The sequence below is a fragment of the Nostoc sp. genome (assembly GCF_036917135.1).
In the GTDB taxonomy this organism is placed as follows: Bacteria; Cyanobacteriota; Cyanobacteriia; order Cyanobacteriales; family Nostocaceae; genus Nostoc.
Window position 1 is genome coordinate 24443 of record NZ_JBALEA010000039.1, and the last position, 14019, is coordinate 38461.

General features: G+C 47.8%; 1 protein-coding gene. It reads left to right on the plus strand.

Annotation, left to right across the window (positions count from 1 at the left end; genetic code table 11):
• The first annotated feature begins 40 nt into the window (after nucleotides 1-40).
• The gene (locus tag V7K50_RS11665) at nucleotides 41-13969 is read left to right on the plus strand and encodes an SDR family NAD(P)-dependent oxidoreductase (RefSeq protein WP_334960139.1); all 13929 of its coding nucleotides are present in this window, start codon (nucleotides 41-43) and stop codon (nucleotides 13967-13969) included.
• Nucleotides 13970-14019: the final 50 nt, after the last annotated feature.

A 14019-nucleotide genomic window follows, 5' to 3' on the forward strand; every position in this document is an offset into this window, starting at 1 on the left:
TCTCTGTTCTCAATATGAAATTTATTTTGCAGTAGTACTTATGACTTTAAACTCTCACGAATCCTATAGTAGACATTTGGTTATTCTCTGTGAACCCGACGGAATGACGCCAGAAAGTATCACTGGCAGGATGGAGGGGGTGGATTGTCTTGTTCTTCAATCACCATCGAAAAACATTGCTGAACGTTTTCAGTGCTATGCTTCGCAGCTATTTACAGAAATTCAACAGCTTCTCAAAGGCAAACAAGAGGGAAAAATCCTAATTCAGTTGGTGATTCGTCACTTACCCGAACATCAGCTTTTTGCCGGTCTTGCTGGTTTGCTGATGACAGCTCACCTGGAAAACCCCAACCTGGTTGGACAGCTTCTGGGTGTAGCAGCGAATGACAATGGGTTAAATATTGTTGCCAAACTGAAAACGAACGCTCAGACGCCCTCAGAGCAACGTATTGACTATCACAACGGCAAACGTCGCATTGCCAGATGGAAAGAAATACCGATTTCTAACGATGAAGTGAGTATTCCCTGGAAGGAAAAAGGGAAGTACTTAATCACTGGAGGAATGGGTGGTTTAGGATTGCTTTTTAGTCAGGAAATTGCCCAACAGATTTGCGATGGAACGGTGATTCTGACTGGTCGTTCAACCCTTGACGAGACCAAGCGACAGGTACTTCAAACACTCCAGAAGTTATGCGCGGCAAGTCGTACACATCTGGAATATCGGCAGGTGGACGTTTGTGAGCCGCAAGAAGTCGCTAATTTAATTCAGGATATTAACAAAGATTTCGGCCATCTCGACGGCATTATTCACGCCGCCGGTATGATTCACGATAACTTCATTATTAAAAAGACACCGCAAGAGTTAGACAAAGTGCTTGCACCCAAAGTCATGGGCTTGGTGAATCTCGATGAGGCCACTAAAGACCAGCCGTTGGACTTTTTCTTTTTCTGTTCGTCACTGGCGGGCGGTATTGGTAACGTCGGACAGGCGGATTATGCCTGCGCTAACGCCTTTATGGATTCTTATGCCCAATACCGTAATCAACTCTTGCATTCCCATCAGCGTCAGGGGCGATCTCTGTCAATCAACTGGCCTTTATGGCAGGAAGGCGGTATGGGGGTTGATGAAGCGATCGCTTCCATGATGACGCAAAGTGTCGGCCTACTTGCCATGCCCACCTCGTCCGGCATTCGTGCCTTGTATAAAGCCTTTGCTAGCAATCAGGATCAAGTGATGGTTCTGGAGGGCGATTTGGCCAAACTAAAACAATCCTTTTTGAATTTGCCAGAAAAAACAGTTCAGTCTCAAGTCGGCGATGCTAAGGCGGTGGATTCGGGGCGACTGCAACAAAAAACCCTCGACAAATTAAAAACTTTATTTGCCGAAATAACTAAGTTACCTCTGGACAGGATAGACGCACAAGAGCCACTGGAAAGTTATGGGATTGATTCGATCATGATCTCCCAGTTGAATCAAAAGTTGACCGAGGGGCTAGGGGCTGTATCGAAAACACTATTTTATGAATTCCAGACCTTAGCAGATTTAGCGCACCACTTAGCCGCTACTTATACTGACGGCTGTCTGAAATGGACTGAGATGAATAGCTCGATCGCTACTCCTGATGTAAAAAGCAAGCCCTCAAAGGAAAACTCCGCGCAGATGGCGAATGTTGCAGCCAAACAAGCGATCGCTATTATCGGATTGAGTGGCCGTTATCCAAAGGCCAAAACCGTAGCAGATTTTTGGCAGAATCTCAAAAACGGCGAACAATGCATCAGCGAAATTCCCCGCCAGCGTTGGGATTGGCAGCGCCATTATCATGCCGATCCAAAGGAGGCGGTTAAATTAGGAAAGAGTTATAGCAAATGGGGGGGATTTTTAGAAGACTTCGATCAATTTGACCCCATGTTTTTTAACATGACTCCGCGCGAGGCGGCAAATATTGATCCGCAGGAACGCATATTTCTACAAGAAAGTTGGAAAGCCCTGGAAGACGCCGGATATTCACCCTCAAACCTGTCTGCTGATTTACGCCAAAGAATCGGCGTTTTTGCTGGGATAACAAAACAAGGCTTTAATTTATACCGCACAGAATCCGGGCAGGGTAATGAAAACGCCCCTCGTCAAATAGAGTGCCCAACCACATCATTTGCCTCTCTGGTGAATCGGGTTTCTTATTTCCTCAATCTCCAAGGCCCCAGTTTCCCTGTGGATACGATGTGTTCCTCTTCTTTAGTGGCCATACATGAGGCGTGTGAATATATTCGCGCTGGCAAAGGGGATATGGCCGTGGCGGGGGGCGTAAACTTATATGCACACCCATCATCCTATCTCGAACTTTCTTTAGGGCAATTTGTTTCTAGAGGTTCAACATGTGCCGCCTTTGAAAAAGATGGCGATGGCTTTGTTCCCGGAGAAGGGGTTGGGGTCGTCATCCTCAAATCTTACGATCGCGCGGTTAAAGATGGCGATCGCATTTATGCCCTAATTCGGGGCAGTGCAGTCAATCACGATGGGAAGACAAATGGCTATAAAACCCCTAACCCTGGGCCGAAAGCGGCTGTGATTCGCCAAGCATTGCAAAACAGTGGTATCGATCCGCGCAGCATCAGCTATATCGAAGCAGCAGCCCAAGGTTCCGACATGGGCGATGCCATAGAAGCAAGTGCCTTGACAGAAGTTTTTCGGGATCGCCAAAATGTTGAGGGGTCCTATCACATTGGCTCAGTGAAACCCAATATCGGCCACTGCGAATCGGCGGCGGGAATGTCGCAACTTACCAAAGTGGTTTTATCGCTGAACCATCAAACCCTAGTGCCCACATTGCGATCGCGGGAACTCAGTTCTACCATTGATTTCGAGCAACTGCCCTTTGAGTTACAACAAGACCTCTGCCAATGGAAACCCGTGCGGGTGGATGGCATAGAAGTACCGCGAAGAGCCGGGGTGATGAATATTGGCGCTGGTGGGGTGAATGCTCACATCATTCTCGAAGAATACTTGGGTAATCCACAGCCTGTTAACCATCAGCAGGAACCCGTACTTTTTGTTTTATCGGCCAAAAATGAAGAGCGCCTGGAACAATATATTGAGGACTGGCTGATCTACTTTAAAAATAATCAAAACCTCGATTTACCGTCCCTAGCTTACACCCTACAGGTAGGACGGGAAAGCATGGCGTGTCGTCTGGCCTTTGTGGTGAAACAGTCGGTGGAAATTGAGGAGCATCTGAGGCGCTGGCTTCAAACCCGTGAACTGGGTGAGGGAAGTTTTTACGGTGATGTGACTCAGGAGAAAATCAAGAATCCAGAGGCGGTGACAGCGCGGGTAAAAGCAGGTGATGCCAATGATGCTCGTGAACTGGCTGCACTCTGGGTGCAAGGCAATGCGATCGCCTGGGATGAATGGCATAGTGAAAAGACCTTGAGCAGACTCACTGGCTTGCCGACTTATCCTTTTGCGAAAAGAACTTGCTGGATTGTTCGCCATGATAAAGAACATCTAGAGGGCGATCGCAGCATGGAAAAAAGCGATGGATATTATAACATAGATCAAAGCCTGAATGGAAATAAAGCCGTTGAATTTTACACCCGAATGTCACAAGACTGTGACGAAGAATTTCAGGAAGAGTATTTGACTTTTGGTGCTTTCCCTAAAAGAATTCTTGGCTTCTCTATGACTCGTGTTGCCATGAATGCCCAAAAGTATCCAGAAGAACTGGAAATGATTAAGGAAAGACAGCGCGAACTACGTCAAGTTCTGTTTTATTGCGAGGATTTCCATCGGATTCACACTTTCCTTGATATTGGTTGCGGTCACGGTACGGATGTGATTCAGGTAGCCGCCCTTTATCCTCATATACAAACCCACGGTTTTACCATTACCGAATCTCAAGCGGTTCTGGGCAATCGGCGTATTCAGAATATGAATTTGGATAACCGGGCGCGAATCTATCACAAAGATAGTTCAAAAGATAAATTCCCCGACAACTGTGACATGATTCTGGGTATCGAAGTCACCTTTCATATTCGTGACAAAGATGCCTTGTTTCAGAAGATGGCAGATGCTCTCAGTGATAACGGAAAAATTTTGCTCATGGATTATATCGGTAATCTGCGAGGCAGTATTATCGACCCCAGTGTGGAAATTAGCATCCCCACTCAGCAGCAGTGGATTGACCTGTTATCGGAACACGATTTGATTATTGATGAAATTATTGATGTATCGACCGAAATTTCCAACTATCTTTATGACCCTGAACACGCTGAACATACCAAACATCTGCCGAAAGTGAGTCGGGATAGCTATCGCAACTACGCCAATCAGGCCATAGCCCTAGAAAAACGCTGGATTACTTATTGTTTATTAAAACTCAAAAGAGATACCCGGCGCAGTGAACAAGAGCGGCGCGAGCATAATGCTAGACAAATCGCCAATCAAACACCCTATGCTCAGGCGTTGGATGAGATGTTGCGGATCGGGCATATTCCTTATCCTCCAAGTGGGGGGATTAAAATCGCTAATCTGCCTATGGACATTCAGCAACCCCCCGCGCTTGATGAGAGCATACATAACCTGGAACAACTAAAAAGCACCCTCAAGGGCATTTTTGTCAACATCTTAGGTTTTGCAGCGCCGGAACTCGAATCCATAGAGCGACTTCAACTCAGGGAGTTGGGAATCAGTTCTGTGAATGCGGTGGAATTACTAGAAGCCATCAACACAGAGTTTGACCTTCATTTGCCCACCAGTTTAGTATTTGAGTGCCATAGTTTGGCGGATTTAGCCGGGTATATAAAGGTTGAATTGGGGCAGAAAACCATCGCACCTGTGATTGAAAAAGAGGCAAGGGAGCAGGGAGCAGGAAGCAGGGGGGAAGGTTCAAATGGGAATTCGACACTTCGGCATACTTCGACTCCCTTCTCTACGAGACGCTACGCGAACGACTGCGCTCAGGGCGAGTCGCTCAGTACAAGAAGCGATGATATTGCCATTATTGGGATTTCCTGTCGCTGTGCTGGTGCCAAAGATCAAGAGCAGTTCTGGCAGGTGGTTAGTCAAGGTAAAGATTGTATTGAAGACCTGAAAAAACCTCAATGGCTTGACTATATTGCTTCCCATTGTTCGGAAACTTTTCCGATTCGCTATGGCATCATGCCGGATCTGGATTATTTTGACCCGCTATTTTTTCAGATATCGCCTAGAGAAGCCGAGGCGATGGATGCAACCCAACGCGTGCTTTTAGAAGAATGTTACCGAGCCTTGGAAGATGCAGGTTATAAACCTTCGTCATTAAAGAAACAAGCCGTAGGAACTTATATCGGCGCGATGGGAGGCTCTTCACTGGGTAAGGGTTTTTCCCATCTTGATATGCTGGGTTCAGAGACGAGTATCCTATCAGCACGCATAGCATATTTTTTGGATTTAAAAGGCCCTGCACTGACGATCAATACCGCCTGTTCTTCTTCCCTGGTTGCCATTGATGTTGCCAGCCAAGCGTTAAAAAGTGGCGAGATTAATCTCGCCATTACCGGAGGTGTGACGCTTTATCAGCATCCCGGCACCTTTATTTCCATGCACAATGCAGGTATGCTTTCCCCAACCGGTCAGTGCCGTCCCTTTGATAATGCTGCCGACGGAATTGTTGTCGGTGACGGGGTTGGCATCGTTATTCTCAAGCGTTTGCAGGATGCTGAACGCGATCGCGATTCAATTTATGGTATTATCCGCAGCTGTGGTATTAACCAGGACGGGCAAACCTCCAGCATGACTGTACCCAGTTTCCTTTCCCAAAGCGATCTGGAAATTTCAGTCTATAAAAAAGCCAACATTCATATTGAAGACCTGCAATATATTGAGGCTCATGGAACCTCCACCAAACTAGGCGACCCCATTGAGATTCATGCGCTGAATAAAAGTTTTCAATCCTTTACCTCAAAACAGAAATTCTGCGCCATTGGTTCGTTAAAAGCTAACGTGGGGCATACAACCGCCGCCTCTGGGGTGTTAGGTGTGATTAAAGTCCTGCTGAGTCTGAAGCATCAACAACTACCGCCGTCAATCCACTTTCACGAGGGCAACAGACACATTGATTTTGACAACAGTCCTGTGTACGTCAACACCAGCCTAAAACCCTGGCCGCAAAATGCCCAGGGTTCCCGTCTGGCGGCGGTCAGTTCATTTGGTTTTAGTGGTACTAATGCACACCTGGTACTGGAGCAGTATATTCCCCAATCAGACGTTAATCTCAGCGTATTTACACCCAGGGTATTCCTTCTTTCTGCTGAAAGTGAGGAAGGGTTGCAGGACTATGCACATAATGTGAAGCGCTATCTCGAAGATCATCCCGCCATTCAATTTGAGCATTTCCTATATACCTTCCAAGTTGGACGGGAAGCGTTTACCTATCGTTTAGCCCTAATGGTTGACAATCAGCAAGCGCTGATCCAACAACTGGCGCAGTGGCTAGAAGGTGGAGGAGAAAAAGCAGAAAAGCCAGGTATTGGGGACAGTAAGGAAGAAAAAGCATTTCTTCAAAGCCTCATATCCGGTCAAAAAGTGCATAAGCTTGCCCAGTTATGGGAGCAGGGTGCTTCGGTGGATTGGAGTGCCTTTTATCAGTCTGGATTATTCCGTCGGCTAGTCGGTTTGCCTACCTATCCTTTTGCCCGTGAGTATTTTGGCGATAGTCAGGATGGAGAGGCAAAACAAGCGTCCAGTAATGAAAAGATTATACCTTTATCTTCGGCAGAAACCTTAATCTGTTACCCGCATTGGAAAGAAAAACCCGTTGCCAGAGCCGTTGAATCTTTTGAGTATTCCCGGCATCTGGTCTTCTTATGTGGCATGGATCGGATCTCTGCGGTGGGCATACAAGCCCAAATGCCGGGGGTTGAATGTATAGATTTATGTGCCAACACTTTACCCAGCAGTCCAGGTTTAGAAAAAATCTATGAGGATAGTTTTACCCAAGCTTTTGAAACTATTCGGGAAATTCTGGGCAGTAAAACCAAAGGTAAAATCTTTATTCAATGTGTTGTTCTCCAGCAGACAAAGCAACAATGCTTGTCGGCTATTTCCGGTCTGCTGAAAACGGCTCAACTGGAAAACCCAAAAGTGTCAGGACAGGTGATCGAAGTTTCTGCCTACGAGACGGAAGGCAGTCTGCTAAACAAGCTCAGTGAAAATGCCCGATGCTATGAAGACAAGCAGATTAGGTATCACCAGGGGCAGCGTACAGTATTCGCATGGAAAGAGCTTACCGTTTCCGATCGCGCCTGCAAAATGCCCTGGAGAGAAGGCGGCGTTTATTTAATTACTGGTGGTGCCGGTGGTTTGGGCTTAATTTTTGCTGAAGAAATTGCCAGTAAAACACAAAGTTCTACTCTGATTTTAAGCGGGCGATCGCACTTAGGTCTAGAAAAGCAAAAATCTTTTTCTCATAAACTACAAACCCTTGGCGCAAGGGTAGAATACCGGCAAGCTGATATCAGCAATAAAAACGATGTTGACAAGCTCATTCAAGGTATTACAACAGACTATGGCTCGCTGAATGGCATCCTCCATTGTGCAGGTATTGTGCGGGATAATTTTACGATCAAAAAAACATCGGCTGAATTCCAGGCGGTGCTAGCCCCGAAAGTGGCGGGTGTGATTCATTTGGACACAGCAAGCAAAGATTTGAATCTTGATTTCTTTGTGCTGTTTTCTTCAATTGCCGGCGCAATGGGCAATGCCGGACAGGCCGATTATGCGATCGCCAATGCCTTTATGGATACTTTTTCAACCTATCGTAACGATCTAGTCAATGCTGGGCAACGATGCGGACAAACACTTTCCATTAACTGGCCGCTTTGGCAAGCAGGCGGTATGCAAGTGGATGCTCACAGCGAAGCGGCCATGAAGCAGAGTGTGGGACTGGAGATGATCGATACAGCGTCAGGGATTCAAGCATTTATCAAGGGGCTGGCTTCAGGAGAGAGTCAGATTTTAGTGGCAGCAGGGCATCTTCCCACACTGAGACAGTGGTTGTTCCCAGAGCCATCAGCGCCAAAAACATTAGACCAGCCAATAGCCAAACACTCACTTGCACGGGTGGAAAAACAGCGCCTTCACGAAAAAACCTTGATTCAACTTAAATGTCTTTTGGGAGAGACTTTCCGTTTAGCACCAAATCGAATTAAAACCCATGATGCCTTTGAGCGTTACGGTATAGACTCCGTGATGATTACGCAATTAAATCAAGAACTGGCAAAAGTTTTTCCCGAAATCTCCAAGACCTTGTTTTTTGAATACCAAACATCCCAGGCGCTGGTTGCCTACCTGGTTGATGAATACCCCCAGGAGTGCATGGTTTGGACTGGGCTTGAGACTGAGACTTTACCTAAAAGTGCTTTACCTGACCGAAGAGGCGGAGGGGCAGGGGGCAGGGAGCAGGGGGAGCAATCCCTGCCCCGTTCGCGCAGCGTCTCGTTGGCGCAGCCTCTCGTAGAGAAGAGAAGCTGTGAAGCGGAGCGGAACATGGGTACAAGCCCCGCCCTTTTAGGGCGCTCTTACTGGGGCGGAGTACAAGCTCCGTCTCAGTTTTCCCCCCTGCCCCCTGCCCCCTGCTTCCCTGCTTCTTTTGACCGCGCTTTACGTAAATACCCGCAGGTTCAGGAAGCGATCGCGATTATTGGTGTCAGCGCTCGCTTTTCACAGGCTGATACACTGCAAGCTTATTGGCAAAACCTCCAAGCTGGAAAAGATTGTGTTGGCGAAATTCCTGCCAATCGCTGGCCATTGGAGGGCTTTTTTGTTGAGAACGCCGACGAAGCGATCGCCCAGCGAAAAAGTTACAGTAAATGGGGCAGTTTTCTGGAAAGCTTTGCAGATTTTGATCCTCTGTTTTTTGGCATTCCCCCGCGTGATGCCTTAAGTATCGATCCGCAGGAACGCTTATTTCTTCAATCATCTTGGGAGGCACTGGAAGACGCTGGCTACACCCGCGACACTTTACGTGAGAAATATCAACAGCAAGTCGGTGTGTTTGCAGGCATCACCAAAACTGGTTTTGACTTATATGGCCCCGAATTATGGAAGCGCGGCGAACAGGTCTTTCCGCACACCTCCTTCAGTTCCGTCGCCAACCGCACATCGTATTTTTTGAATCTGCAAGGCCCAAGTATGCCCATTGATACGATGTGTTCTTCAGCATTAACCGCCATTCATGAAGCGTGCGAACATTTACGTCGCCAAGACTGCCAACTAGCCTTGGCGGGCGGCGTCAACTTATACCTGCACCCCTCCAGTTATGTGCAGATGTCTGCACTGCGGATGTTGTCGAAAGATGGTCAGTGCAAAGCCTTCGGTCGGAGCGGCAACGGTTTTGTCCCCGGCGAGGGTGTGGGAGTGGTTTTACTGAAACCACTGTCCGAGGCCATTCGGGCGGGCGACCATATTTACGCCGTTATTCGCGGAAGCCATGTTAATCACGGCGGAAAAACCAATGGTTACACCGTGCCCAACCCAACTGCACAAGCTGATTTGATTAGCCAAACACTTCAGAAAGCAGGCGTTGATGCCCGCAGCATCAGCTATATAGAAGCCCACGGCACAGGAACAGAATTAGGCGATCCCATAGAAATTACCGGCTTAACCCAAGCCTTTAAAAAAGAGACTGCCGATACTGGCTTTTGCGCCATCGGTTCGGCAAAATCCAATCTGGGGCACTTGGAAGCCGCATCGGGTATGGCGGGACTGTGCAAAATCCTCCTGCAACTGAAGCATCGCCAACTTGTTCCGAGTTTGCACGCAGGTGACTTAAACCCCAATATTGCTTTCGATAAAACGCCCTTTGTGGTGCAGCAAACTCTTTCAGAATGGAAAAGACCCATTGTGGAAATCAACGGCGAGGTCAAGGAATACCCCAGACGAGCGGGCATTTCCGCTTTTGGTGCTGGCGGCTCCAATGCTCATTTGATTGTGGAAGAGTATGCCCAGGAGGATGCCCAGGAGGATGTTGACGAACCCGTGGTGATTGTATTGTCGGCCAAAAATAGCGATCGCCTGATTAAAATGGCCGACAACTTAAGATGCTTTTTAATTGCCAAGACCGAAGCCAAGCCGCCCCGACTGGCAGAAATCGCATATACTCTTCAGACAGGACGGGAGGCAATGTCAGAGCGTCTGGCACTGATTGTTAACAGCTTAGAAGAACTTGAGAAAAAACTAAAATCCTTTGTTGAGGGGCAGGAAAATATTTCGTCACTTTATCGGGGGTATATGAGACAGGATCAGGAATTACTGTCAGATTTTGCCACTGAAGAAGAATTTTCGACCATCATCGACGAATGGATTACATCAAAGAAAATCGGTAAACTGCTAAATCTGTGGGTTAGAGGTCTTACTATTGACTGGCAGAAATTCTATCCCCAGGGTAAACCGCGACGTATCAGCCTTCCCACCTATCCCTTTGCCAAAGAGTGTTATTGGTTTAATCAAGAGGGATTTGCTCAAAGCAGTTCTGATAACAAGCAAGATAGTGCAGCTCCACGAAGCGTTTATTATCTGCAAAAGCATTGGGTACTTGATGAGCCACAACCTGATAAACCACAGCCCCGAAAAATTGCGATTCTCAGCACCCAGGAAACCCGATTATTAGCGATCCTGCTAGCAGAGGAATTTCCCAACAGCCAGATAATTGAACTTGATCGCATCAAGTCACAACTTCAACAGAGCGACGCAGATTGGCATGAATATGGCGGCTGTATAGATATATCCGGCTGTGGTCAAGGTGAAGAAGCGATCGATTCCCTTGACCGAAGAGGCGGAGGGGCAGGGGGCAGGGAGCAGGGGGAGCAATCCCTGCCCCTTTCGCGCAGCGTCTCGTTGGCGCAGCCTCTCGTAGAGAAGAGAAGCCGTGAAGCGGAGCGGAACATGGGTACAAGCCCCGCCCTTTTAGGGCGCTCTTACTGGGGCGGAGTACAAGCTCCGTCTCAGTTTTCCCCCCTGCCCCCTGCCCCCTGCTCCCCTGCTTCTTTTGACTGGATGCTGTGGCTTCAGCACTTGATCGAAAAAGGATCTAAAACTGGACTGACGCTGCTTGGCGTCACCAGAGGCTTAGAGTCCTGGCAAAACAGCGAGGTGAATTTATCGGGTGCATCCCGTATCGGACTTTATCGTATGCTTCAAAGTGAGTATACCCATGTGCAATCCCGCCATATCGATACCGATCCCCGTCTGAAGACTGCCGCTTTAGCAGAGCAGATTGCTCATGAGTTTTTGCTGAATGACGATAACTGTGAAATTTGTTACCGGGATCAAAAACGCTATCGTGCATATTTGGCAGAACCTTCGCTAAAAGCGCCAAAAAGACAAAGCACAGAACTTCAATTTGCTGAAGCAGAAGTGCTATTGATTACCGGAGGAACAGGCGGTTTGGGGCTTTTATGCGCTCAACATTTTGTCGATCGCTACGCCGTGAAACGTTTGGTACTTACTGGACGAGAAGCACTGCCACCACGTGAGCAATGGGCTGCTTTGCCAAGTGATAAGGTGAAGCAAAAGATACTTGCTATTCAATCCCTGGAGGCGCAAGGCGTCAGGGTGCAGGTATTGTCGCTGACTTTAAGCGATCCGGTAGCGATGCAAAAAAGCCTCCGCGAAATAACAGCGAACTTTGGGACTATCGGCGGTCTTCTTCATTGTGCGGGAATAGTGGACTCAGAAACCCCCGCCTTTGTTCGCAAGTCGATGGCAGGTGTGGCACAGGTATTAGAACCGAAAGTGGCGGGACTGCGATCGCTCTTGGCACAATGCAAACAGCAGCCATTAAAATTCGCCGTCTTGTTTTCCTCTGTGTCGGCCACTATTCCCAGTCTGGCAAGCGGACAGAGTGACTATGCAATGGCTAATACTTATATGGATTATCTAGCAGAAGCAACCGACGATGTGGTGGTTAGTATTCAGTGGCCAAGCTGGCAGGAAACTGGGATGGGCGCGGCGAACAGCAGGGCGTATAACGAGACGGGTTTGCTCCGTCAAAGTAATCAAGAAGGACTCCAAATGTTAGACGATATACTTTCCCACAAAATGGGGACTGTGGTTCTACCTGCCCTTGTCGATTCTGCGTTGTGGAATCCACAACAACTGATGAAGCATCAGAGCAAGCAAGTATTGAGTCAAAACCACCAAGCGCCAGTAAGCATAAAGCCCTCTATACAGAACACTGTTTCAACCAGGTTTACTCTGGATCGCTTAATCGATTTATTTTCTCAGGAGTTGGGTATCGCTGTGCAAAAACTGGCACTGGACAAATCTTTTGCCGATTATGGCTTGGATTCGATCTGGCTTGCTCAACTCGCAGCCAAAATAAATCAACAACTTGTTGAACCACTCGATCCTTCCATCTTATACGAATATTCGTCGTTAAATTCGCTGGCATCCTGGCTGGCCAGTGAACAAGCACCTGCTTTGAAAGCGAAAGCTCACGATCAAATCGAGCCGAAAAATAGTGAAGCCGCCGTGCAGATATCCCCACCCTCTGAAAAAACCCAACTGCGTGATTCTGGCAGCACTTCACCCAGATATTCATCAAAGAAAGCATTGGATATCGCCGTAGTTGGCATGTCTTGTCGTTTTCCTGGCGCAAAAAATCTGAATGAGTATTGGACTTTATTATCAGAAGGCAAAAATTCTATCCGTCCTGTGCCGACAGACCGAGGGTGGAGTTCGATGCCCTTTTATGCGGGGTTAATTGATAATATTAGTCATTTTGATCCCGCCTTTTTCCTGATTCCGCAAGAGGATGCGAGGGTTATCGATCCCCAGGCATTTTTGGTGTTGGAAGAAAGCCTAAACCTATTTTATCATGCGGGTTATACACTGGAGGAGATTAAGGGCAAAGCTATCGGGGTTTATTTAGGCGCACGCAGTCAGCATCGTGTCAATGAATCCGATCTTTATCAAGCCAGAAATCCGATTGTGGGCGCGCAAAATTATCTGGCTACTCATATCTCGCAATTTTTTGATCTCAAAGGGCCAAGTCTGGTTATTGATACAGCCTGCTCTTCAGCCCTAGTGGGGATGAATTTTGCCATCCAGTCACTCCTGGGTGGGGAGATCGACTCGGCCATAGTCGGAGGCGTAAGTCTCTTGGCAAACGAAGATGCACATCGGATATTTCAGCAGCGTCATCTATTAAACCAGGGTTCCTCGTTCCATATTTTTGATCAGAGGGCTGCTGGCGTGACATTAGGTGAAGGGGTGGGGCTGGTGTTATTAAAAACCCTGGAGCAGGCGGAACGCGATCGCGATCGCATTTACGCAGTGATTAAGGGTCTAGCAATCAATAACGATGGCCGCACAGCAGGCCCGGCGACGCCAAATATCAAAGCGCTAAAAGAAGTCATGGAACGCGCCCTAGCGCAAAGCGATCGACAGCCACAAGACATTGCTCATATTGAAGCTAACGGCTCCGGCTCCGAAGTAACCGATCTGCTGGAACTTAAAGCCATTGAAGCGGTTTATCGCCGCGAAAATAAGGCACCTTGCAGTTTAGGTTCCATCAAGCCCAATATTGGGCATCCGTTATGTGCTGAAGGTATTGCCGGCTTGATCAAACTGGTGTGTATGTTGAACCATCAGCAGCGAGTACCCTTTTTATCTGGGCAAACACCCTTGATGCATTACGATATAGACGCTTCGCCGTTTTATTTCTGTCGCCAATCGAGTGCATGGATAGAAGCCTCGCCACTTGTTGTTGCACTCAACTGTTTTGCCGATGGTGGCACTAATGCCCATGTTATCATCATGGAAAACTGTTCCCAGGCGGTGTCTGGCAAGCAACGACAGCCGATCGCACCACCCGAACTGAAACGGGTGAATGTTTGCGGTGATGTGCTTGTTTCTGAGGCGATCGCTAACGAAAAGGTGGCACAAGACACAGAAGAAGTCAGCCATAACCCTTGGTGGGAGGACGGCGCGTAAGTGAAACGCACCGAGACAATCATTTTTGACCTGCGGGGGTTATAACGATG